At 43.4% G+C, this 24,108-nt stretch carries 19 protein-coding genes; 11 read left to right on the top strand and 8 right to left on the bottom strand.

Annotation, left to right across the window (positions count from 1 at the left end; translation table 11 throughout):
• Nucleotides 1-12: 12 nt before the first annotated feature.
• From J0656_RS18875 to J0656_RS18900, 6 genes are all read right to left on the bottom strand, one after another.
• Complete coding sequence (locus J0656_RS18875) at nt 13-3,033, bottom strand: amidohydrolase family protein (RefSeq protein WP_207036722.1); 3,021 nt, start codon at nt 3,031-3,033, stop codon at nt 13-15.
• Between the two features lie 28 nt (nt 3,034-3,061).
• Nucleotides 3,062-4,537: an aminotransferase class V-fold PLP-dependent enzyme gene (locus J0656_RS18880; protein ID WP_119647241.1), complete on the bottom strand. Its 1,476-nt coding sequence runs from the start codon at nt 4,535-4,537 to the stop codon at nt 3,062-3,064.
• Nucleotides 4,538-4,803: 266 nt separating this feature from the next.
• Complete coding sequence (locus J0656_RS18885; protein WP_127137025.1) at nt 4,804-5,721, bottom strand: N-formylglutamate amidohydrolase; 918 nt, start codon at nt 5,719-5,721, stop codon at nt 4,804-4,806.
• Between the two features lie 65 nt (nt 5,722-5,786).
• The gene (locus J0656_RS18890; RefSeq protein WP_119647243.1) at nt 5,787-7,184 is read right to left on the bottom strand and encodes a SusD/RagB family nutrient-binding outer membrane lipoprotein; all 1,398 of its coding nucleotides are present in this window, start codon (nt 7,182-7,184) and stop codon (nt 5,787-5,789) included.
• Between the two features lie 12 nt (nt 7,185-7,196).
• The gene (locus J0656_RS18895; protein WP_119647244.1) at nt 7,197-10,700 is read right to left on the bottom strand and encodes a SusC/RagA family TonB-linked outer membrane protein; all 3,504 of its coding nucleotides are present in this window, start codon (nt 10,698-10,700) and stop codon (nt 7,197-7,199) included.
• 105 nt (nt 10,701-10,805) lie between these two features.
• Complete coding sequence (locus J0656_RS18900) at nt 10,806-11,957, bottom strand: FecR family protein (protein ID WP_119647245.1); 1,152 nt, start codon at nt 11,955-11,957, stop codon at nt 10,806-10,808.
• Between the two features lie 115 nt (nt 11,958-12,072).
• Between J0656_RS18900 and J0656_RS18905 the strand changes: the two genes are divergently transcribed.
• Complete coding sequence (locus tag J0656_RS18905) at nt 12,073-12,660, top strand: RNA polymerase sigma factor (RefSeq protein ID WP_119647246.1); 588 nt, start codon at nt 12,073-12,075, stop codon at nt 12,658-12,660.
• 138 nt (nt 12,661-12,798) lie between these two features.
• On the opposite strand, the gene J0656_RS18910 is transcribed toward J0656_RS18905, so the two are convergent.
• Nucleotides 12,799-13,515 carry a sulfite exporter TauE/SafE family protein gene (locus J0656_RS18910; protein ID WP_119647247.1) on the bottom strand — a complete coding sequence of 239 codons (717 nt, stop codon included), beginning with the start codon at nt 13,513-13,515 and terminating at the stop codon, nt 12,799-12,801.
• 120 nt (nt 13,516-13,635) lie between these two features.
• On the opposite strand from J0656_RS18910, the gene J0656_RS18915 reads away from it, so the two are divergent.
• Nucleotides 13,636-14,058, top strand: a complete 423-nt coding sequence (locus J0656_RS18915; protein ID WP_072882442.1) for an Lrp/AsnC family transcriptional regulator — start codon at nt 13,636-13,638, stop codon at nt 14,056-14,058.
• Nucleotides 14,059-14,415: 357 nt separating this feature from the next.
• Nucleotides 14,416-14,892, top strand: a complete 477-nt coding sequence (locus J0656_RS18920) for a hypothetical protein (protein WP_151891711.1) — start codon at nt 14,416-14,418, stop codon at nt 14,890-14,892.
• Between the two features lie 41 nt (nt 14,893-14,933).
• Here the strand turns inward: J0656_RS18920 and J0656_RS18925 are convergent, their stop codons facing one another.
• Nucleotides 14,934-15,161 (bottom strand): hypothetical protein, encoded by a 228-nt coding sequence (locus J0656_RS18925; RefSeq protein WP_119647249.1) that lies wholly within the window; start codon nt 15,159-15,161, stop codon nt 14,934-14,936.
• Nucleotides 15,162-15,700: 539 nt separating this feature from the next.
• On the opposite strand from J0656_RS18925, the gene J0656_RS18930 reads away from it, so the two are divergent.
• The 8 genes from J0656_RS18930 to J0656_RS18965 all read left to right on the top strand — a co-directional run bounded on the left by J0656_RS18930 (nt 15,701) and on the right by J0656_RS18965 (nt 24,066).
• Nucleotides 15,701-16,030, top strand: coding sequence for a hypothetical protein (locus tag J0656_RS18930; RefSeq protein ID WP_036383457.1), 330 nt, complete (start codon nt 15,701-15,703; stop codon nt 16,028-16,030).
• A 301-nt stretch (nt 16,031-16,331) separates the two neighbouring features.
• The gene (locus J0656_RS18935) at nt 16,332-16,727 is read left to right on the top strand and encodes a hypothetical protein (protein WP_225604828.1); all 396 of its coding nucleotides are present in this window, start codon (nt 16,332-16,334) and stop codon (nt 16,725-16,727) included.
• A gap of 118 nt (nt 16,728-16,845) precedes the next feature.
• Nucleotides 16,846-21,246, top strand: a complete 4,401-nt coding sequence (locus J0656_RS18940) for a CusA/CzcA family heavy metal efflux RND transporter (RefSeq protein ID WP_036383459.1) — start codon at nt 16,846-16,848, stop codon at nt 21,244-21,246.
• Between the two features lie 18 nt (nt 21,247-21,264).
• Nucleotides 21,265-22,527: an efflux RND transporter periplasmic adaptor subunit gene (locus J0656_RS18945; RefSeq protein WP_036383460.1), complete on the top strand. Its 1,263-nt coding sequence runs from the start codon at nt 21,265-21,267 to the stop codon at nt 22,525-22,527.
• Nucleotides 22,528-22,642: 115 nt separating this feature from the next.
• Nucleotides 22,643-22,981: a P-II family nitrogen regulator gene (locus J0656_RS18950; protein ID WP_036383461.1), complete on the top strand. Its 339-nt coding sequence runs from the start codon at nt 22,643-22,645 to the stop codon at nt 22,979-22,981.
• Between the two features lie 10 nt (nt 22,982-22,991).
• Nucleotides 22,992-23,414, top strand: a complete 423-nt coding sequence (locus J0656_RS18955) for a Fur family transcriptional regulator (protein ID WP_036383462.1) — start codon at nt 22,992-22,994, stop codon at nt 23,412-23,414.
• A gap of 34 nt (nt 23,415-23,448) precedes the next feature.
• A complete protein-coding gene (locus J0656_RS18960) occupies nt 23,449-23,820 on the top strand; it encodes a SpoIIAA family protein (RefSeq protein WP_036383464.1) in 372 nt (123 codons plus the stop codon).
• Between the two features lie 27 nt (nt 23,821-23,847).
• Complete coding sequence (locus tag J0656_RS18965; protein ID WP_036383466.1) at nt 23,848-24,066, top strand: SHOCT domain-containing protein; 219 nt, start codon at nt 23,848-23,850, stop codon at nt 24,064-24,066.
• Nucleotides 24,067-24,108 lie beyond the last annotated feature (42 nt).

A 24,108-nucleotide genomic window follows, 5' to 3' on the forward strand; every position in this document is an offset into this window, starting at 1 on the left:
GTTCTTGATTATTTAGTACTGCATCTCCAAGGACTCACAATGGAATTCCAACCGTTCCAAGGATATTCTGGTTGATACGTTCTCGGTGCCTTCCAACCCTTCCATTTTTTTGAGGAGTCTGGCACGCTCTTTTGAATTCTCCCTGCGCAACTGCGCATCCTTGGCCAGATCAAAATAAATGGCCCCTTCAATGATGGTCTTTTCAGGTTTGGAATAAAGCGACAGTGGATCTCCTGTCCAAAGGACAACATCCGCGGATTTACCGACTTTGATACTTCCCATGGTATCGTCCAGGTGCAAGAGCCTTGCCGGGTTCAAGGTGACCATTTTAAGGGCTTCCTCTGGTGTGAGCCCCCCATATCTGACCATCTTTGCTGCCTCATGGTTCAAGTGTCGCATTGTTTCACCGCTATCGGAGTTCAATGCAGTGACCACACCTTCACGGTCAATGATGGGGGCATTGTACGGGGTCCCGTTCCTAGCCTCCCATTTATAGTTCCAACGATCGGAAAATGTGCTGCCCCCGACCCCGTGTTCCTTCATTCGGTCCGCGATCCGATAGCCCTCCAATGCATGGGTGAACGTGTTCAGGGCAAAACCAAACCGCTCCGCGACCTCCATCAACATCAACATTTCCTTATCCTGGTAGGAGTGGGCCGTAATGAACCGTTTTTTCTCCAAGATTTCCAACATGGTCTCATGAAGAATGTTTTTACGGGGTTCCACTGCGGTCCTTTTTTCCTTTGTGCCCAAGCTTCTATAGGCATCCCATTCCTTTTTGTAATCCAAGGCCTCAGTGAAGGCATTGGTATAAAATTGTTCCACGCCCATCAAGGACCTTGGAAATCGTATGGATACGTTGTTTTTTGAACGTTTCACGTTCTCTCCAAGGGCAAATTTTATGAAGGGGTCAGCGCCCTGGATCAACAATCCCTTGGCATCCTCCCCCCATTTGAATTTTACTAGGGCGGACTGGCCCCCAATGGGATCCGAAGATCCATGTAGGAGCTGCGCCGCAACGACGCCCCCGGCCAAAGCCCTATAAATGCCCGGGTCATCGGGGTCGATCACGTCCTGCATCCGGACCATTCCCGAATTTGGTGCCATTTCATTGATACCGCCCAAGGCAATATGGGAATGCTCATCAATGATTCCAGGGGTCAGGTGCTTGCCCGTACCGTCCAATACCAAGGCATCCTTGGCACTGAGATCGGTCCCGATCTTGGCAATCTTGCCATTTTCAAGAAGCACGTCCGTGTCCATGAGGATTCCTTCATCTTCGTTCGTCCAAACGGTGACATCGGTGATTAAAATGGATCGGGATGCAATCTTTTCCGGACTGCCAAAGGCCAAGAATGGATAGAATACCTCACCCAAGTCGACAGGACCCTTATCCTGTATCTTTTGAGCTCCCAAGGTGCCCCTTCCTTTTTCTTTCATCCGGGCGGTCCAAGGTTGGTCCTCCCCAAAGTTCAGGGTGCCAGTACCGTTAAGCACGGTCATTCCCTTTTCTTGTTTGGTCCAACCTTTCAGATTGTATTGGCTTCCCTTGACCGTGAATTTAAGGACAGGAAGATCCCCGTCCATTTTAAATTCCACCTTTTCCTTTGATCCATCGGTCAATGTCAATTCGGCTTGGTACTTAGGGCCTTTTCCGATAATGGACAATACGGCCTTTAAGCCACCTACGGATAAATCGTATTCCCCAAGGATGGATTCGGAAATGGGTTCGTTTACCACATAGGGTTTCCCTTCGATCCAGTTGTCCATAATTTGAGTGCCCGGTTCAAAAAGATCACCGTCCGTAACGATGAAGTTGGCCATTTTACCGGCTTCCAAAGTGCCCATATCCTGGTCAACGCCCAACCATTTGGCCGGAACGGTGGTCAAAGAGGAGAGTGCAGCCGTTTTGCTCAGGCCATACGCCACTGATTTTCTCAGATTTTTCAAGAAGTCAGGAAGATTTTCAGGTGGAAAGGAGGTGATGGCAAAGGGTATGCTGTTCTTTTCCAAAGATGCCGGGTTTGTAGGGGCCAGTTCCCAATGCTTAAGATCGGCCAAGGTGATTTTCTTGGTGATGTAGGGGTCACTCACATCATAGGCCTTGGGAAAGTCGATCGGAATGATCATCGGAGCTTTCATGTCCTTCACTTCCATAATCCGTTGATATTCGTCTCCGCCTCCCTTTATAATGAACTCGAACCCGAATTCATCCGCTATTTTATCGGCTCTTAAGGCGGTCAACCAACCATCGGCCTCCATGATTTTGGGCAGGTTCCCATTGACCAGCATGGCATCCAACGACAGGTCCGAAAAAGGGCTGTCGGTTTGTGCCCCATACCACTTGGCATCGTAAAAGGTCTGACGCAAAAGGGCAATGGTCCCCATAGCGGAAATGGGATAGTCCTGGGTCGAGGTGCCCTTGTCAAAAGAGTAATGGTCGGCCACCTTGGAATTGATGACCAAATTGTTTTCCGTATCCTCGCCTAGGGCTACTAGGGCAGCGGTTCCCCGTGCAATTCCATCCCTTCTGATGGACGCTACGGCACCAAATCCTTGGGCCCTCCATTTGGAGGCAAGCTTTTTGTCCACGGTAAAGTTTTCGGAACTGTTGTATTGCGATTTTATGGCCTCGTTGGCATTGTAGGGTCCCTTGGTATTGGACTGTATCTGTTCCCTACTGAGAACAGGGTTCCTGAATGGGGGACGTTTTACCTCGGGTTGCCCATATTCCCCAAACATGTCTATAAAAGAGGGATAGATATAACGTCCGCTGAGATCGATTTCCAGATAGCCGTTGGGTACCTGGTTCCCCGCTTGTACCGAAACGACCTTACCGTCTTGGATGACCAACATCGCATTCTCCAAAACTTGCGTTGGGGCTGTGACGATGGTCGCATGGGTGAGGGCCACCCTGTCCGGGCGCGCATCGAGGACATCGTTTTTGGGAAAGGTCTCCTGTGCGAAGGAACTCCCCATGGATAGCATGATACCTAACAAAAAGAGGTATCCAAAGGTTTTTTTTATCTTCATTGTTGGTGATTTTATGATTTATTTGGTTTTAGATTTCAAACCATTGGTCTAGGTCCAGTCTTTGGTTGGATTCGGACTTGTGGTAAAAGGTATTGCTCATTGGATCGTAATCATATGCTTTGGCCATTTCAGCACCATGCTCCGCTATTTCGCGAAGTGCATCCAGTATAAGGTCCAGTTCCCCATCCGTCATAGTGGGATGGAGTGAGAGACGGACCCACCCAGGTTTGTCCTTAAGGTTCCCGTGCTCGATCTGGTCGGTAATGTGCCGTGATCGTTCTTGGGTGACCTCCAATAGTATGTGTCCATAGGTGCCGGCACAGGAACAGCCGCCCCGGACCTGGATTCCATAGTGGTCGTTCAATAATCGGACCACCAGATTGTAATGGAGATGTTCCACATAAAAGGAAAAGACTCCTAAGCGGTACCTGACTTCCGGTGCGAATACATGCAAGCCCTTGATCTTGGGCAACTCCTCGAAACATTTTCTGGTAAGTTCATTTTCCCGTTGCCGGATCTGCTCTATGCCCATTTTTTCCTTCAGAGCGATCGATAGGGCTGTCCTTATGGTCTGTAGGAATCCAGGCGTTCCACCATCTTCCCGGGCCTCAATACTTTCAAAAAAACTGTGCCCCCCCCAAGGATTCGTCCATTTTACCGTTCCACCACCTGGATTGTCCGGAATCCGGTTCTTGTAAAGCGCCTTGTCGAAAACCAAAACGCCTGAACTGCCAGGCCCCCCTAAAAACTTATGTGGGGAGAAAAAAATGGCATCCAATTTCCTTGCCTTGTTCTCCGGGTGCATATCAATCTGGACGTAGGGTGCTGATGCGGCAAAATCCACAAAACAGTACCCGTCGTGTTCATGCATGATTTCAGCCAACTCATAATAGGGGGTTCCCACCCCCGTGACATTGGAACAGGCCGTAAAGGAACCGATCTTGAGTTTTCGGTCCCCATATTTACGAAGTTCCCTGCGCAATTGGCGTGTATCGACGAACAGGTCTTCTGTAGGCTGTAACAATACGACATCGGCCATGGTCTCCAACCAGGTCGTCTGATTGGAATGGTGTTCCATATGGGTCAAAAAAACGACAGGTCTTTCGGTCTCTGGAATCGAGAGGGAATTCTTGAACTTTTCTGGGAGCTTTAGCCCCAAAATACGCTGAAACTTGCAGAGCACCCCGGTCATACCGGTGTCAGTGGTAATAATGACATCTTCCTCGGAGGCATTGACATGTTCCTTGATCCGGTGTTTAGCCTCCTCGTAAAGATTGGTCATCAATTTCCCGGTAAAAGTGGTCTCGGAATGGGTGTTCCCGACAAAGGGACCGATTTTTTTTTTCATGATATCCTCTATGGGGCCATATAACCTACCGCTCGCGATCCAATCCGCATAGACGATCTTTTTGGTCCCAAAAGGGGTTTCGATATTTTCGTCGATACCGATAATATTTCTTCGAAAGGAATTGAAGTACGATTCCAATGATGTTTCTTTTTTCAAGATTATTATTATGAAAAGCTACCCTTTATCCAATCCAACTCAACAAACTACTAATTCAAATATTTATGGCAATGTGTTGAAGACCCCATACGATAAGGCCTAAGTTTCTATTTTTACTTGTTTTGAATTGATAGATAAGGGCAGCTTTATTGATTAATTAATTTTCACAGAATGCGATATTCTGTAAACCCTATTGTACTGGATTCTTCCCGGCTTATCGGTCAGTTATTGCCTCTAGGGAAAAATCCCGGGCACTGAATTTTGTTTCAGTCCATATAGGATTCCACAAAGTCCAAATAAGTAGTGATGGATTCCGCAAAGGCTTTGGAAAAGTTTTTCCGGTTCTCCTCACTGTCACGGACCCCTTGGAAATTGGCCTCTATCTGCATCCCGAAAACTTTGGGGTGGTCGTAAGCGGTATATCTTCTAGTGTTATATCCTCCGTTGAAGTAGGGCTCGCCCTCCTTGGGATAGGGGTCGCCTTGGCTTGGAACCGCAGGGAAACCGGCTCGTTCCATAAGGGTTCCGAAAGCGTTTTCCCCGGTCAAGAGTTGGTTGAGTCCCAATTGTGGGTTACCCTTTAATAGGTTCCGTACCGAAGTGTTTCCGCCAATTTCAGACTCGGAACTTTCCCCTTCCCTTAGTTCCTTGAGGGCAGGTGTCCTAAGTAGGTACCCCAACTCCAAACGTTTTACTTTATGGCTTTGGCCGTGAAGGTCGATGTACATCGCATATCCGTATTTTTTGATGGCCGCATCCAAGGCCTCCTCGATATGCTTGTGATATTGTCTCCAGGTATACTCCATTTGTGGGTTTCCACAGGTGGCCTCCTCCAGGTCCCGGTTAAAATCGATCTTACTCCTTGCCAATCGGGCAATGACCAGGTATGGTTTTTTGCCATGGACCTTGAACGCATTCTCTATTTCCAGTGCGAGCTCGACCGTATTGTTGTCCATTACCTTCGCGCCACAATCCCTGTCCTTGATCTCCTCAGGAGATATGGTGCCCCCATGTGGGGCACTGATAACCAAAGGGATGTTGCCCTTGACGGTTTCCAGCCAGCTGTCCTCGAATATTTTCCGTCCTTCGGACAAAGCCTTTTTGTCCGAACCGTCCGATGTGCTTTTGCCACCAGCGCACTGCACTTGAAGAAGTGCAGTGGCAACTAGAAGGCAAATGAGCATGTTTTTCCCAATCTTTCCTTGAAAAAATAGATCCCTATGCATTTTTCGGTGACTTAATTTTTCAATTATTGATTGACTTTGGTAGGTTCATATAAACCAGGATCTGCCGGGGCCGCAGGATTTGACAAGACCTCGTCCTGGGGATACAACATACGCTCCACGTTTTGTGTACTGGTCGGTACGTTCAAAGGAAAAGGCACCGCTACGTCCGAATCATTCTTTCGGAGTCTGCGCGCATCATCGAATGGCATATAGGTGGTAAAGCCAGAAACATATCGTTCTTCGATGATTTCCCTGAGCAAGGCAGTATTCGGGTCTGTCCCGTCTATATTTTCCATGCCACCGGAATTGAAATCCCCGGCCACATAGGCTTCATATAAATAGGGTTCGGCGGAAAAATTCGCATTTAGGAAACTTCCGGTATTCAGATAGGCACGCAACTCGTTCAAATGTCCCAAACCAATTTCGAAACTTTGGGTACGGGCACCCGCTTCCGCCAATATGAGCATATTCTCCTGAAATGTGATCATTGGCTGTGGTTCAAGTTCCTGTGCTACACCCAGATTTCCGTCCGCATCCGATTGGTCGATGACATAGTACTGGCGCCTGGCCGTTTCATCGGTCTTGGCATTGTTTCGGGAGATTCCACTGGTATCGTCCAATAGCTGCATCAAATAACTGTCCCCGGTCCCTGTGTTCGGGCTACCGGCCAAAACAATGTAGTATTTGTTTTTGGTGGCGTTTTGCCCCGTAACGTCAAGGGGATTGAACATCATGTTGTTATCACTAGTGGAAATCCCGTTCAAGGCTGCACTATAAGCTTCGCCATATGCTTTGGTATGCATAAAGTAACGAGCTTTAAGGGTCCATGCGGATTCGAGCCATTTGTCGCGGTCTCCTTGGAAGATGTAATCCTCCAGAACGCCAAAACCGGCAGCACCCTCTAAATCGGCGATGGCACTGTCCAACAGTATCTGTAACTGTTCAAAAACATAGAGTTGGTCATCGAATTCAGGGTTTTCTATATCACCCAATGCCTGAGAATATGGGATATCGCCGAACAAGGAAGCATAAGTACCCACCAAATGAGCTTCTACTACCTTGGAGATACCCAATAATAGGGGGTTGTCCACAGCTCTGTCCTGTATTTGCCGCACTGGCGTCAAAACATTTTGGTAGCCATCCCAATCAAAGGTATTGTTGGCGACATTGTATTGATATCTTTCCAGTTCCACTTGTTCAAAACCGGTCAGTTGTCCGGACCAATAACCCGCCATTCTACTATAGGCCCCCAATTGGATGCCGATGTTTGAAAGCTCCGCGCCGTTTAGGAAAAGACCTGCGTCAATATCTGTTAAAGTTAATTGGTTCGGATTTTCGTTGAGATCTTCGACCATTTTTTCACAACCAAAAAAAACGAAAGCCGTGAAAATCAAAAGAATTTGTATATATGTTGATTTCATGATTATTAGGTTTTAGAAATTGGCTTGAAGGTTAAACAAAATCGAACGTGTTCCGGGATTGTTGAAGTAATTCATTCCGAAGGCATTGCTGACACCATAGTTATTGGTCTCTGGGTCCACATCCTTGATACCGGTCCATAGAATCAAATCCCGTCCCGTCACCGATATCCGGAACGAATCCAATGCCAGTTTTTTACTCAACTTAAGGCCTGAAAATGTATACCCAAGGGTCACGTTACGGAGCTTGGTCCACGTGGCATCCTCGATGAACAGGTCATTGGTCTTGTTGAAACCAAGGCCACCTCCGATACCGCGATACCAAGATTCATCCAATAGAACATCCCCACCACCAAAGTCGGCAATGTTCCCCCTTACCGTGGTTCCGGCTAGGATTACATCTCCATTGACATTGACAAGGTCCTCTGTTAGGGTAACCTCCTGGGCTACATCCTTGTGTACGCCAAACCCATATAATACCACTCGTGTTCTATTAATGAAATCGCCACCTTGGGAATGTTCGAACAAGAAGCTGAAGTCAAGACCTTTAAAGTTTAGTTGCATGCCGATGCCTCCCCTCCAATCGGGATTTGGATCTCCGAGTACGCGGCTTTCCGTATCCAATTGTGGAAAACCGTTGGCATCCAAAGCCAAACTATTGTCCTCATTTCTTAGGGTTCCTGGCAAGAAAAAGGAACTCATCGGATATCCCTTGACGGCTTTTGATGTTCCTCCAATATCCACGGTTTCGGCTCCAGCAATATCCACAACCATATTTTCGTTGTTGTTGTAATTGGTGTTGATCGAAAGTTTGAGGTCATCGGTTTCGATCAACTTGCCAGTAAGATCGACTTCAAGACCTTTGTTCTCGATGACCGCGGCGTTCTTATAGTTAAAGTTGAAACCGGAACTCGGATTGGCTTTGACGGCAAAGAGGATGTCCTTGGTTTCATTTCTATAATAGGTAAACCCTAATCCCACTCGGTCTTTAAAGAACCGTAAATCGGTACCAACTTCCCACTCTGTCTTAATCTCTGGTTTCAGATTTGGATTTCCTTTTTCCGAATCGACCATAAAACTTCCTCCGAAGTTTGAAAATCCTGTTGTGGCCAAAGTCTCGAATTTATAGGGAGCCGGTTGAATCCCTACCTTTCCCCAAGCTGCCCTAAGCTTTCCAAAACTCAGGAAATCAGAGGAACCGACCAGATCACTGAACTGCCAGGCAAGGTCTACTGAAGGATAGAAAAAACTCCCTTTTATGGTTGAAGAGGCTTCCAAGGCTCCTGAAAAATTGAAAAACAATTGACCATAAAGATTTATTCCCAAAATACCATAACCACGGTTTGAGCGAATATGCTGAAGATTACGATTCCAAGAACTGGCCGCTTGATCTGGATTGAGATCTGGTGTGGGTAACCTTGAATCAACGGCAAAAGGACTTATTGTATTTGTATTGATAACTCTTTTCCGATCATTGAAGTTAACACCGAACGTGGCGGATACCCCTAAATCATTGCTAAAGTCATGTGTAGCAACTATAATTCCATCTAAATTGAACTCCTTGCTGTTAATATCCGTCTGACTCCAATACCCGCTACTTCGAAGGCCACTAGCCGAACCGATTGGATAAAATTGACTTCTTGCATCCGTATAATAATCCAGACCGCCCCTTAAAATGACTTTTAGCCAATTGACAGGGTCAATGGTCAACTCGGGATTGATGATGAAACGGTTGACATCATTGGGTGCTTTTTGTTCGTTTAAAGTCCATAAGGGATTGTTGTAAATGGGATTTTCAGATTCTCCCAATTGGCGTCTATAGGACCTTTGTCGATTTGTGATGATGTCTCCGTTGGATGCCGTGTAGGTTCCGATATAGTCTGTAATATCAAAATCAGGTGCGGTCCTTAAAAGCCCTAAAAGGATACCGTTGGTTGTTTCCCCGGCCTGTTCAATACGATTCGATCTAGTGTTGGTAAAGGATACTCTATTGTTCCAACTCAACCAATCTGTCATTTGGAACTTGGTGTTCAACCTAACATTTTGTCTTTTGTAATCATAATTTTTGATGATTCCTTTTTGATCCAAATTCTCATAACTAAAAAAGTAAGAGGCTCTTTGCCCTCCGCCATTTACGGATACATTGTGTTGTGAAAAGGTTCCAATACGAAAAACCTTGTCATAATTACTATCAGTAAATGTTTCTCTTGAGTTTTTTGAAATTACGGGATAATATCGATTGCCGGTTGTGCTTGACAAAAAAGATGCTCCGGATGTATCCAAGTCATCGGGCTCACCTGAGCGGTCTGTGATTTTGTCGCCCCAGGATTCTGCAAAAGAAGTACTAAAAACTCCATTACGTCCTTGTCCAAAGGAGTTCTGAAGAGGAGTTCTTACATTGATATAATCATAGGATTGTGAAAAAGTATATTGTATGGTTGGCTTTTGACCCAATTGACCACTTTTTGTAGTAATCACAATAACCCCATTTGCAGCACGGGAACCCCAAAGGGCAGCAGCTGATGCACCTTTCAAAATCTGAACTGAGGCGATATCCTTTGGATTGATGTCGTCCAATCGCGATTGTTGGCTGAGGGTGACGCCTCCAATATTGTCATTGCTCACGGGAATACCATCCAAAATGATCAAAGGCTGACTGGCACCTTGAATGGTGTTCGCACCGCGGATCTGTATGGAAGATCCAGCCCCTGGGTCACCATTGGATTTGCCGATCCGTACCCCTGATGCCTTACCTGCCAATGCATTGATAACCCCGGCTTCCCCAGATTTGGCAATGTTCTCGGATTGGATAGTGGAACTTGTGGAACCTGATTCATCCTTTAGTTGCTTGGTACCAATGGCCGTTACGATAACTTCATCCAAATTACTGACACTGGGGACCATGGTCACATTGACGACGGGATTGTTCCCTACGGTTATTTCCTTGGTTTGGTAACCAATATAGGAGTATACCAAAATGTCTCCTTGGGAGGCATCGATGGCATAGTTTCCATCGAAATCGGAGGAGACCCCCTTTATTGTCCCCTTAATGACAATACTGACCCCAGGTAGGGGGGAGTTGTTCTCATCAGTAACGGTTCCTGTGATGTTAATGAAATTTGGCTTCGATGCCTTTTCTGATTGGGTGCTGATCTTTTCCGGTTCATTTTCCTTTTCTACAAGGACGATCAACTTTCTCCTGATTTCATAAGAAATATTGCTTTCGGCAAGGATAATGTCCATCAGGACATCGATTTTAACTTTTTCCACATCCACCGAAATCCTTTTGTTCAAATCCAATGTGGAATTTTTGTATAGGATATTGTAATCGGTACTCTCCTCAATTTTTTCGAAAACGGATGCTATGGATGCATTTTCCATTTTCATCGAAACGAATTTTTGAGAATATGAATTATTGGCATTGAGTTGGAACAGTGCAACCAATAAAAACAGGGCGGAAATTTTCATTTTCAAATCTATTTTAGCACTAAAATAGCTTTTGCATAGTGTGTTTTTCATACTTTTGATATGGTTTAAAAATTGGTCATTCAGTTTTTGAATTGTTTGAAAACCAGGGATTGTTCCCGCAATTCCTGGTTCTTTTTTAGGTTTAGTTCATAGGCGTTAGTTGTTTTTCTGAGTTAGTATTATTTTATCGTTGGTTATCTTATAGGCAAAATCCTTGATTCTTTGGAATCCTTGTAGGACCTCTTCAATAGTTTCCGTTTTGAAGCGACCCGTGTACCGTTCACTTTTAAGAAGGTCCCCCCTTATTTCGATGGCCACATTGTAGTGCCTCTCCAATTTTTTGGTAATGTGGATGAAATCTTCGTTTTTGAAATACAGGATGCCTTCCTTCCAGGCAATGTACCTGCTGACATCCACATCGGTCAGTTGAAGTTCTTTATGACCATTGGAATAGAATGCCATTTGGTTCGGTTTTAAAAGGAGATGTGATGCTTCGAAACCATTGCTCCTTTTGACCGAGAGACTGCCTTCCACCAAGACCACTTGAACGGTTTCGTCATCGGGATAGCTGGATAGGTTAAATTGAGTGCCCAAAACTTTAGTGTCCAACTCCCTTGTTTTGACCCTGAAAGGGCGCAAGGAATCGGATTCTACGGTGAAATATGCTTCCCCTGTCAATTCCACATCCCTTGGTCCCGAAGCATAAAATGCCGTGGGATAGGTCAAGGAAGAACCGGAATTGAGATAGACCTGGGTTCCATCGGAAAGCACAATCTCGAATTTCTTCCCATAGGGTACGTTGAGGGTATTGTATACCAAGGGTTCGCCCAAATCATCGTTCTCAATGCTAACTTTTTTGTATACAATCTTAGATCCATCCTGTTCAGCAATGATATTGTTTGAACGCGTGACAATTGAGGCATCCTTGTTCGATAGTTCCTTGGTCGTACCATTGTCCAGGACAATGGTGACTTCCTGTTGGCCAACGGTCTTTGGGCTATTGTTTCTTAACAAAAGCAATGTTGATATTCCGATAAGCCCGATAAAAATTGCAGCATACCGCAACCAAGCCTGTCTTCTTTTTCTTTTGGACCTGACTAAAAGGTCAAATTTTGACAGTAATTCCTTTTTGTACTGTTCGGCATTTTCCTGACCTAGGGACCGTGTTATCAAATAGTGAAGCTCGGCCGATTCCTTAAAGGAAGAAGGATTGTCCTTGACCCATTGGGCCAATTGCTCAATTTCATCCGGGTTTGAAGGGTTTTCAAAGAAATTGAAAATAATTTTTTTGATATGTTTATTTTTCATTATCGTTAAATGCGGATTACCAAAATGTTATTTGTTAAACGATCTGAAATTGACAAACCCTTGGTTTTAATCAAAAAATATTGATAATATTGATCGGACTTAGAAGATAGGTGCAATGGATTCCAATGATATCGGGGAAAATATTGATTTAATCGCAATCCAAAAGGGCAGTCGAAAGGAATTCGAGAAGGTTGTTGAGCTTTATTACAACGAACTCTTTTTTTATGCCAAAAGTTTATGTAGGGACGAATTGTTGGCCAAGGATTTGGTCCAAGAAGCTTTTTTTGGACTATGGCAAAAAAGGGAAACTTTGAATGCAAAAACGGTTCTTAGGGGGTGGCTTTATCTTTCATTGAAGAATAAATTCCTGGATCATGTAAAAAAGTACAGAAAGGAAACCTATTTTTTCGAGAGGACCTATTCGGAGACCATGGAAACCCTTTCACAACAGGATCACCAAGAAAACCTATCCAGAAAGATTGAATTGATGGATAGGGAGATTGACTTGTTGCCCAAGAAATGTCAACAAGTATTGGTCTTGAGCAAAAAGGAAGGTTTGACCAATGCGGAAATTTCAGATTATCTCAACATTTCCATCAAAACCGTGGAAGGCCATCTTTCCAATGCATATAAAATCCTCAAGGAAAAGTTGTATGAGAAATTTCAAATTTTGTTCACTGTAATCGGTTTCAGATCAAAGTGATGACGAATCGTTCTAGGTTCAATCCTTCATAGACCCCGATAGGGTTATAGTTGATTCAAATTTTTGCCAATCCTACCGTTAGTTGTTAATGGATTTCTTCCATCATTTTTTTACAGGACATGAATTTTGTTCTTTATACTAGAATAATAATGAAAGTCCTGAAACCATTAGCAAAAACAGGATGCTCTTTTTATAATGGGCCTTTCCTGATTTTTTGAACGTTTTTCTTCCCAAAAACTGGGCGGAAAGGAAAATGGGAAAAATAATCGCGGCGTATTTACATTGCTCAAAATTTAAAATGCCATTTAAGGCCAAGGTTGGTATTCTGGTAAGGGTAACAAGTCCTAAAATGCCAATCATCGTGGCCCTTATGGTATTGATTTCCTTGATCCTATTCTCCACGCAGATGATATACAATGGTCCCCCAGTGGAGAATATCCCAGAGAAAAAACCTGCCAAAATACCAAGACCTAAAATACTGGTATTCCCCAGATTCGATTCTCGCTTACCTAGAAGGGAATACAACACGTATGCGAGTATAAAGGCACCAAGCATTTTTTTTAAAAAGAATGGCTTGGAATATGAGAGGACCAAAACCCCTAAAACAACCCCTACAATTGATGTTATGGAAAGGTCAAGGATTGTTTTTTTATCAATGAAAACCCATTCCCTGTAAATTAGGAAAATACTTGAAAATACATAGAATAGGGAAATGTAGGCAATGGCCTCCGGTAATTGAAACTTCAATAATAAGATGGGAAGTGCAATGAGAGAACCTGCAAATCCCATGGCACTTTGAACATAAAACCCTGCAAAAATACCTATGGTCAAAGTAATAAGTGAAAATAAATCCATGTTCCAGAAATTGAACGGCTAAGCTAGTGGGTTGTAAAATGGTTTAAAAATTGAAAAATTGGAGAAAACAGGTATATTTAATTGAATATGCGTTATTTTGACAAAAAATATGTTGAAAAGATGGTTGATGGAATAGATAACCGAATAATTGGTCTTCTGAGAAAGAATTCTAGGTATTCATTTGCCGAAATCGGCAGAATCATTTCACTTTCGCCTTCATCTGTGAGGGAAAGGATTCAAAAGCTGGAAGATTTAGGCATAATCGAATCGTACAGTCTCAAGGTCAATTATGCCTTGTTGGGATATGGGATGGAGGTCTTTATCCTTCTAAAGATTTTCGATGGAAAACTAAAGTATTTTTTGGAGGAAATCCATGACTTTGTTGAAGTGGAGGAGGCGTATAGGATTACCGGCCCGTATAATATCCATATTAGAGCAATTCTGCGGGACCAAAAACATTTGCAGGACTTTGTGGACAGGCTCATCAATTATGGAAGTCCAACAACCCTTTTGATTCTATCCGATATTGAAAAGAACTTGTGATTCATTGTTTACTTATTTGCGAACCGCATAATTCGATTTTAAATGTAATATAATATAATGATTTTTTGATTTTAATTTTTTGCATTAAGACATAAAATATAATCCACCCTGAGAAAATGTTCTAAGCATAATATTCTGGAGCTTGTCTGGTTATAAACTCTGCAAGAGATCTGTCCTCAATATAAAAAGATACATAGGATAAACAATTCTTTATATTGTGATAGGTTATGTTGAAAGAAGTTCCCAAAAACAGTCAACATAAACTGAAATCATTTTATGAATTCGTCAATGCCTCTTAAAAGATAAAGTTAGAAGGGCTTATTTTTATATCTTTGTTTATATCCCAAATCTGGCCTCATGAGAAAATACACAATTACAGTTGGAGTGATATTGGTAATATCTTCTTGTAGCAAAGATGATGACGTTTCAATTAATGACAGGAAGGAGGCACTTTTTGGCCAATGGGAATATGAGGCTATTGATTCCGATACTGCCGTTGATATCAATGGTGACGGGACCGTAAACATTGACCTATATAACACAAACGAAATTCGTCAATGTCTTAAAGACAACTTAATCTTTTTTACAGAAGGGGCAATTGGAGAAAAAAACGAGTTTAGAATTAATGAAAATGGTCTTTCCTGTGGTGAAGTTGACCCATATAGTACGGTGGAATCGGACAAATATGAGTTGATCAATAACGAAATTCTACGCTTCGAGAACAGAAATGATATGCGAATCATAGAGTTTACCAAGAACCGTCTTGTACTGGAACAGGATGATTTTTTGGATGATCAGGATGTCGTTATCACATATACTTACAAACGGTGTTGATTCAGATATTGAATAAGTGGGGCATAGCCCATTAATGAATTTTATACCCTTACCACGGAGCCAAAAGTCCAATCGCTCCATTGCCCATCACTGTCCCGTACCCTTACTTCATAAGGCTGATCTAGGTATTTCAATCTACTTTCACGCGGTTCGGTCTCCATCTCAAAATACCTGTCGACACCACTTCCCTTGGCTTCGCTGTAGTTCAACAATTTGGTATCCCAACGATTGTCCTGTCTGTTGAAAATGCGGATCTCGACCTGTTCCAAGCTTGCTCCATTATAGGCCTCCGAACAGTTAATGCTAAAGCAGGTATATATCCATTCTGTATATCGTCTATTTTATATTAAATAACTGATATTGATTTAACTGTATTTAATTATATTTTTATTAGTTCGATATTAGTTCGATTTCGAGAGGTAATTCTAATGAGTGATTACTTTATTCTCACCAATGATAATCAAAATTTCAAAGAGATTGAAGTAATGCGGGGCATTCATTTGCAAATATACACAGGGGAAAACCACAGTTTTTATGTGGATTTCCTGTAATGGGGTCTCAAATAAATTTTCTAAATTGGAAAACTCCCCCATTTTAAAAGCCACTCAAAATGAGGTGTGTGTATTTCTTACCCTAAAATTGGCTTCCCTAATTTTTTGAATATTTAAAAATTACCGAATATGAAAGCCACGTTCCACTCTTATTTCTCATTTTTTGCTTTTTTTCAGTACCAATTTCAGCTCAATATGGACGGTTTACAGAAGAAGAAAGACTTCGCGAACTCAGGAAAAATAGCGAACCATTACGTTTGCTTGTAGAGGATATCCGTAGGGCGGTTTACCCAAGCGAAAAGGACTTGGACGACTGTCTACCTCCTTTTACAAGTGGAACAATAACCCTTGAAGGGGCATCAGAAGGCGAGGCGGGAATTGAATTAAACCTAGTTCTGTTTAAAATAACATCAAAAAAGAACAAAGGGAAAATAAACAAATCTGTAATAACTTTTGTAAGGCACACGATTTGTAGTCCATTGATGGATAAAGTGAGAGATGGAAGCACGGAGAATTTTAATATTATTAGAAATCTTATTGTCTTATTGTTCAGCCTTTTCAGTTTATTAATTTTAGTGACTATTTGAAACCTTACCCTATTTTTGAAGTTCTTTTGTAACCCAGTCGCACGTAATCATTGTTATATTTGCAATTTGAAATTTTTGGCAATCATATTATAAATATATTTCTTGGCACTCAATTTTATGTCTGATATCTTACGATATAATATATATATATGACCTATCCTATGGAAAGCCTATTTCGCCCTCAAAAGATTTATGGATCTGCAGAATAACTAGTTTTTAGTGCTTCATGAAACCTTTTATCCCTGCTTTCAAGTTTTTGCACAACCTGTGCATCGATTAATTCTTACCTTTGTTGAAATTTATGAAAACACTTTTTTCCATATCAATGTCGCTATTATTCTTTTTTCAGGGAATTAGTATTGATATGGACTTTTGTGGACCCATTAAAGAAATTTCAAGCATCCTAATCCATTACCAAGACCATAAAGTTTATGGTGACTCTTTCCTTGAATATGTAGTTGAAGATTACTTTGGTAACGTAGCAAAAGCTGAAAGGCACCATAATGACTCTGGTAAGCAGAAAACACCAATCCATTCCCATCAGCAATGTTGCCACCCTTTAGTATTAATTATTGCGAACAACAATTCGGCTTTAATTAATCTATTAAAGTTTGAAGGGAAAGAACAGTTTAACTTATATAAAGTAAACTTCACTTCCAGATATTTGGAATCGCTTTTCCAACCACCTAAAGTATAATTCAGTTTTTTTAAGGATAGCTATATCCTTACGTGATGCTTTTCAAAATAAGCATCACATTATAAACGCATTGTATCTCATTGCATTGCGATGTTTAAACTGAATTAATACTTTTACTATGATTAACAAAATCATTTCATTTTCCATTAATAACAAGTTTATTATTGGGCTCTTCATAGTGGCACTGGTAGGTACGGGCATTTGGTCTATGGCCACTATAAATCTGGGTTCTGTCCCCGATATTACCAACAACCAAGTACAGGTTATTACAGTAGCCCCAAATTTAGGTACTGAGGATATTGAACAATTTGTTACCTATCCTGTAGAATTGGCAATGGCCAACCTTCCTGACGTTATCGAGCTGCGTTCGGTATCTCGTTTTGGGCTGTCCGTGGTTACCATTGTTTTTAAGGACGAAGCAGGCACCTATCTTCCCCGGCAATTGGTGCAAGAAAAATTGACCGAAGTCGCCGGGGAAATTCCCGAAGGTTTTGGTACGCCTTTTATGGCACCCATTACTACGGGTCTGGGCGAAATATTCCAATACACCTTAAAGGTAAAAGAAGGATACGAAGATAAATACGATGCAATGGAACTTCGTACCATTCAGGATTGGATTGTTAAACGCCAAATGGCATTAGTGCCCGGTGTGGTCGAGGTCAATGCTTTTGGGGGCTATGTGAAGCAGTACGAAGTGGCCATAAACCCTGACAAACTAAAAAGTTTTGGCATTACCATGGGGCAGGTTTTTGAAGCCCTTAAGGTGAACAATGCCAATACAGGCGGTGCCTATATTGAAAAAAACCATCAGGCCAACTTTATCCGTGGCGAAGGTTTGGCCAGTAGCCTTGAAGATTTGGAAAATACGGTGGTTACTACCCAAAATGGAACACCTGTTCTGGTACGTGATATCGCTCAGAAAGTGGGCTATGGGAATCAGGTACGTTATGGGGCGTTTACCCAAGATGGCCACGAATCCGTGGGAGGTCAGATTTTGATGTTAAAGGGAGAAAGCCCAAGTAATGTGATCAATAATGTAGAAAAACGAATTGACGAGATACAAAAATCGCTTCCCGAGGGCGTTTATATTGAACCGTTCTTAAGCCGTGCCGAACTTATAGCCAGGACCACAAGTACGGTAGAGAAGAACTTGATTGAAGGTTCATTGATTGTGATCTTTGTGCTTGTACTGCTCTTGGGGAGTTTACGTGGCGGATTGATTACCGCTTCGGTAATCCCGTTATCATTACTCTTCGCATTTATCCTGATGAAACAGTTCGGCGTATGGGCAAATTTAATGTCCCTTGGTGCCATCGATTTTGGGATTATCGTGGATGGTGCGGTCATTATCGTGGAAGGTATGGTATTGCATATCCATCAACGGATGAAAAAATCAAAAGCAGCGATAGGTCAGGCCGAAATGGACGAAATGGCATACGAATCGGGAAGTACGATGATGAACTCTGCCTTTTTCGGTCAGCTTATCATTCTTATCGTATTTACACCAATCCTTTTCCTTACCGGAGTTGAAGGAAAAATGTTCCGTCCCATGGCATTTACCTTTGGTTTTGCCGTACTTGGGGCGATTATCCTATGCCTTACCTACGTACCTATGGTTTCGGCCTTGTTCCTGAAACCTGCAAAAAACCAGGACCATTGGTTTGCCAAATTTGAAAATAGTATCGATAGGTTCAGTGATAAAATCATGGCAGGGTTGAACAAAGCCTATAAGCCATTGCTGTCGTTTGCATTGCGTTTTAAGGCTGGTATTGTTTTAGGGGCAGTTGCTTTACTGGCAATCGCAGGATTTATATTCAGCACTATGGGTGGTGAATTTATCCCAAAGCTGGATGAAGGCGATATTGCCATGCAGGCCCTGATAAAACCGGGCAGTAGCCTTACCGAATCCATTGAAGCTTCAAAAAAACTTCAGAACTTGATAAATGAATTTCCCGAAGTGAAGACCATGATCTCGAGGATCGGGGTGGCCGAAATCCCTACCGACCCCATGCCCATGGACATTGCCGATAGTTACATCATCCTTGAAAAGGATAAGAGCAAATGGACCAGTGCGGAGAGCAAGGAAGAACTCATAGAAAAAATAAAGGAAAAGATTTCGGTTATCCCGGGGGTGAACTTCGTGTTTACCCAACCCGTAGAGCTCCGTTTCAATGAACTGTTGACGGGTGTCCGGGAAGATGTTGCCATCAAGATCTATGGTGAGGACCTGGATGTTCTGGCCGAAAAGGCACAGGAAATGGCGGCAATCATACAAACCGTAGATGGCGCTGGTGATGTACGGGCGGAAGCGACCAGTGGCCTGCCACAGATGACCGTTGTCTATAACCGGGCAAAGATGGCGCAATACGGGGTTACCATTGACAAGCTCAACGATTATGTGAGTGCCGCCTTCGCAGGGGAATCGGCAAGTGTCATATTCGAGGGCGAAAAGCGCTTTGACGTGGTCATCCGTCTGGCCGAGGACTATCGAAAGGATATCAACAACCTTAAAAATCTGTATATAGACCTGCCCAGTGGTAACCAAGTGCCCCTAAAGGAATTGGCGGACATCAGCTATAAACCCGGGCCCATGCAGATTTCCAGGGACAATACCTACCGGCGAATCTATGTGGGGGTAAACGTTCGGGGCAGGGATGTCAAGTCCATGGTCGAGGAGGTTCAGCAAAAGCTCGATGCCCAGTTGAAACTGCCCCCGGGGTATTATATAACCTATGGCGGTTCTTTTGAGAACCTTCAAAGGGCGACCGACCGATTAATGATCGTAGTGCCTATTGCACTGTTCCTAATTTTCATATTGCTCTACTTTGCTTTGAGCTCGTTCTCACAGTCGGTAATGATTTATATGGCAGTACCCCTGGCAGCCATTGGTGGCGTGTTTGCCCTTTGGATACGGGGAATGCCATTCAGTATTTCCGCAGGAGTCGGATTTATCGTGCTTTTTGGTGTTGCAGTATTGAACGGACTGGTACTGATAAACAAATTCAATGATTTAAAAGAAAGTGGTATGACAAATTTAAAAGACAGGATCTACGAGGCAACCCACGAGCGCTTGCGCCCTATATTGCTTACGGCAACGGCGGCCATTATGGGCTTTATCCCAATGGCGATTTCTACTTCCGGTGGTGCAGAAGTGCAGCGACCATTGGCAACCGTTGTTATTGGTGGCTTGATTACGGCAACCTTTTTAACATTGGTGGTAGTCCCGGTACTTTATAGTTGGTTGGAATCCCGTAAGGAGCGTAGAAATAATGGTGACGATACGGGTTATATCAAAAAAAGCCAAGCCATCATTCCAGTTTTATTGTTGGTTGGAGGATTTTTATCATCTGGTAACCTATCGGCCCAAAACAATCCCATCGCTCAAACCTTGACTTTAGATGAAGCTATAGTAATGGCAAGGGAAAATTATCCCACCCTAAAGGAAGGACAAGCGTTCATAGACAGGGAACAGGCCTTGAAGGGCACCAGTTTTGACCTGGGCAGCACGTTTCTATATGCCGGCAGGGAAGACCAAGGCCTGAATCAGGGAAATCTGCGTACCTTCGGGGTACAACAGGGCAACATTGACCTGCTCTCCGGGTTTTCAAAATCCAGGTTCTATAAGGAACGCACCAAGCTGGGCGAGAAATTCTATGACCTTAGTGAGCAGCAGCTGGTACGGGATGTGATGCAGGCCTATTATGAGATTGCCTACAATAAGGCCCGCCTGAAGCTTGCCGAGCGGCTGGACAGCATTTATGCCGATTTTGAAAGCGCGGCCAAATTAAGGTACGATAGCGGTGAGACCGGAAAACTCGCCTATATTTCGGCTACCTCGGAGTACCAACAAATACAGGTGTTAAAGCAACAGTCCTATGATGATATCGAGATTGCCAAAAGGGCATTGAAGCAATATCTGGGAATCGATGGTTCCATTGATACGATGGATGGGCCTTATGGGATCATAAACCCAATATCGGTTGTGGACACTTTGGATATAAGCAATAACCCGTTGCTGCAATTCGACCTTCAGAACGCTGCAGTGGGCAAAGCGAACGTAAAGGTCGAAAAATCCCAGTTCCTGCCAAAGTTCAGCCTGAGCTATGACAATCTCAAGTATAATGATGTTACGGGGTTCAATGCCTATCAGGCGGGCATCAGCATCCCTTTGTGGTTCCTTCCGCAAAAAAATAGGGTAAGGGCGGCCAAGGCAGATGCCATGGTGGCCGAAAACCAGTATTTGACACAAAAGGCGACCACCGAGAGCCTGGTCTCCCAACTGTACAAAGCCCAGGACAAAACGTTGAAGTCGTTGAGGTACTATGAAGAAGCGGCACTGCCACTGGCAGAGGAACAGTTGACCACTGCCGAACTGGCAAACAAGGAAGGTGAGATAGACTACATTAGCTATATCACCATCCTCAACAGTGCCATCAACATCAAAATAAACCATTTGGATTTCATCAACCAATATAACCAACAGGCCATTGAGATACAATATCAATTGGGCAATCTATAATCTTAAAAAGAAAGAAAAATGAAGAATATACTATTAGTTAGTACCGTATTATTGACACTTATGTTTCTGAGCTGTAACGATGCCCCAAAATCCGAGCTTGGGCATAACGAAACGGAAGGCGTATCAAAAACCGAAGCACCTGGAGAAGATGCGCACGGAGAAGAGGGTCACGACGAAGAAGAAGGTGGCCACGAAGGGGAAGAAGGGGAAGAAGGTGTTGTTGAACTTACAAAACAACAGGCCGAAACCATCGGTCTGGAAACGAAACCTCTGGAGGAACGTAATTTAGGGAACAACATTAAGGTAACAGGAACACTCGAACTCTTCCCACAGGACAGGGCAAACATTAGTCCCTTTATTGGTGGAAATGTTAGCTCGATCAAGGTAGTACCGGGCAACATTGTGCGCAAGGGACAGGTGTTGGCCTATATAGAACACCCGGATATCATCGCCATGCAACAGGAATACCAGGAAAAGAATGACGAACTGGTATTTTTAAAGCAGGATTTTGAGCGCAAAAAGACCCTCTATGACAAAGGGGTTTCCTCTGGCAAGGAATTCCAAATGGCGCAATCCAAATTTCGTTCCACCACTTCCAGTGTAAACGGCCTAAAGTCCAAACTACGCTTGTTGGGACTGGACCCTTCCAAAGTGGCCGAAGGGGAGATCTATTCTGCCATCCCCATTATTACGCCCATTAGTGGCTATGTGGGCGAAGTAATGGTAAGCCTGGGCGATTATGTGGCCCCACAATCCAAAATGTTCTCGATAAGCGATAATTCGAAAATCTATGTCAATTTCAAAGTATATGAAAAGGACATCAAGCAGGTCAAGGAGGGACAACAGATTTATTTTTCAACAGCCTCAAAACCTAATGAATTGTTAAAGGCCACCGTGCGTTCCATAGGGCAGACGTTTGAGAGCGATCCGAAGGCCATAGAGGTATTGGCAGATATCGAGAATAAAGACAAGGACCTTTTGCCCGGAATGTATGTGGAGGGAAGAATTGTACAAGGAGAAAAATCAGGCTTTGCTGTTCCCGAGGAAGCTATTGTCCAGGAAGGTGAACAGTCTTATATCTTCATCATGGATGAGGATGAAGAACCTGTTGAAAATAAAATGAAATATAAACGCATCCCCGTGAGCACGGGGGTCAACGATCTGGGGTTTGTTGAAGTTAACCTGCCTGCAGGAACACCCGAAAATATCAAAATAGTAACAAATGGGGCCTATACTCTTTCTTCAGAAATGGTGAAAGGCGAATTGGAGCACGGACATTAATTCTCTAAAAATCAAGGATTTTGATTCCGAGTTTGTTTATCGACTTAATTTAGTTAGTTAAAAATTAAAGAACAGGCTCGGTTCAAAATCGATTAAAAATTTAAACATTTTAAAAATGAAAGAAATAAAAGCATTTGTTAAACCGAACAGGATACAAAGGGTCATCGAAGCCCTTAGCGATAAAGGTTTTAAAAGTATGACGCTTTCACAGGCGGAGGGTACTGGAGCATTCAAAGCAAAAGGCGCGAAGCCCTCATTGGATTTTCACGTAACCGATAGTCCGGTGGTAAAAGTGGAGCTGGTATGTCAAAATGAAGAAGCACAATCGGCAATCGATATTATTACGGAAAACGGTAAAACGCCCGACCCAGGGGACGGTATCATCTATTTATCGGATATTGAGGATGCCTTCCAGATCAAAACGGGGGAATCCTTAAAACGGTACGACCTCTGACCCATCGCACATGGAAAAAATCGTCAAAAAATTGGAGAGCAAGGGAATACGACCCACCCCGATGCGTCTGTTGACCTATAAAAAGTTACTGGAAAACGAGGTGGCCATCAGTTTGGGCGAATTGGAGAGTTTCTTCGAGAAGTCGGAAAGGAGTACCCTTTTCCGGACGATGAAAACATTTGAGGAAAAAGGCATCGTACATCAAATAGAGGACGGTACGGGCATTATGAAATATGCGCTCTGTGAGGAAGACTGTGAATGTGAGGTGGGCAACGACCTGCACCTGCATTTTCATTGCACCCGGTGCAACGAGACCGTTTGTTTGACCGACCGTAAAATCCCGCAGGTAAACCTGCCCCAAGGATATATGGCAGAGGATATCAATCTGGTCGTAACGGGAGTATGCAATAAATGCAATGGCAATTTGGAGTAACCTTTAAGGACAATAATATCAAAAGAATACGACGATGATAGCAATCTATAAAAAAGACCAAATCTTATATACCATCGCAGATCAAGAGCTGGATGCCGATGATGGGGCGACCTTAGTCAAGGCCCTGAATGAACATTTGAAAAGCAATGAACTGCCCGCTTGGTATATGGAAATGGAGCCTCGCAAAAAAGGAGTGAAGAAAAGCAGCGGTGAGAGGTTGGATATTTCCTTTCCCGAAGAAGCACGGCTTAAGAAAATAGCCTTGGTGGGCGAAAAAACATGGCAAGAACGGTTTACCGAATCGCTATTGCCGTTTAGTGAAGCCCACATAAAATATTTCGGACCTGAAGATGGAAACATGGCCAACAACTGGCTCGAACAAACAAGCAATAGCAATAGTAACTGAAACATGAATCTTTAAATCTAGAAAATTATGATGGACGATTGGTATTTTGGGGGAATGCACTGGATATGGTGGGGGTTATGGATAATCCTCATCTTCTGGATATTCCTGATTCCCTACCCCACACCGGGACAGAAAAACAGAAAGGACAGGGCAATGGAAGCCCTGAGGGAGCGGTACGCCCGCGGCGAAATCGACGAAGAGGAGTTTGAGAAACGCAAGACGTTCCTGTTAAAGGACAAAAAATAACAGTGTTTTGCTTTTGACCGAACGACCATAACACCGTTATCT

Source organism: Flagellimonas aurea, assembly GCF_017313785.1.
Lineage (GTDB): Bacteria > Bacteroidota > Bacteroidia > Flavobacteriales > Flavobacteriaceae > Flagellimonas > Flagellimonas aurea.

Coding starts and splice junctions, on each gene's coding strand:
- J0656_RS18875 (WP_207036722.1), bottom strand. CDS start 3,033: ATGAAGATAAAAAAAACCTTTGGATACCTCTTTTTGTTAGGTATCATG.
- J0656_RS18885 (WP_127137025.1), bottom strand. CDS start 5,721: ATGCTCATTTGCCTTCTAGTTGCCACTGCACTTCTTCAAGTGCAGTGC.
- J0656_RS18890 (WP_119647243.1), bottom strand. CDS start 7,184: ATGAAATCAACATATATACAAATTCTTTTGATTTTCACGGCTTTCGTT.
- J0656_RS18895 (WP_119647244.1), bottom strand. CDS start 10,700: ATGAAAAACACACTATGCAAAAGCTATTTTAGTGCTAAAATAGATTTG.
- J0656_RS18900 (WP_119647245.1), bottom strand. CDS start 11,957: ATGAAAAATAAACATATCAAAAAAATTATTTTCAATTTCTTTGAAAAC.
- J0656_RS18905 (WP_119647246.1), top strand. CDS start 12,073: ATGGATTCCAATGATATCGGGGAAAATATTGATTTAATCGCAATCCAA.
- J0656_RS18910 (WP_119647247.1), bottom strand. CDS start 13,515: ATGGATTTATTTTCACTTATTACTTTGACCATAGGTATTTTTGCAGGG.
- J0656_RS18915 (WP_072882442.1), top strand. CDS start 13,636: ATGGTTGATGGAATAGATAACCGAATAATTGGTCTTCTGAGAAAGAAT.
- J0656_RS18920 (WP_151891711.1), top strand. CDS start 14,416: ATGAGAAAATACACAATTACAGTTGGAGTGATATTGGTAATATCTTCT.
- J0656_RS18935 (WP_225604828.1), top strand. CDS start 16,332: ATGAAAACACTTTTTTCCATATCAATGTCGCTATTATTCTTTTTTCAG.
- J0656_RS18940 (WP_036383459.1), top strand. CDS start 16,846: ATGATTAACAAAATCATTTCATTTTCCATTAATAACAAGTTTATTATT.
- J0656_RS18945 (WP_036383460.1), top strand. CDS start 21,265: ATGAAGAATATACTATTAGTTAGTACCGTATTATTGACACTTATGTTT.
- J0656_RS18950 (WP_036383461.1), top strand. CDS start 22,643: ATGAAAGAAATAAAAGCATTTGTTAAACCGAACAGGATACAAAGGGTC.
- J0656_RS18955 (WP_036383462.1), top strand. CDS start 22,992: ATGGAAAAAATCGTCAAAAAATTGGAGAGCAAGGGAATACGACCCACC.
- J0656_RS18960 (WP_036383464.1), top strand. CDS start 23,449: ATGATAGCAATCTATAAAAAAGACCAAATCTTATATACCATCGCAGAT.
- J0656_RS18965 (WP_036383466.1), top strand. CDS start 23,848: ATGATGGACGATTGGTATTTTGGGGGAATGCACTGGATATGGTGGGGG.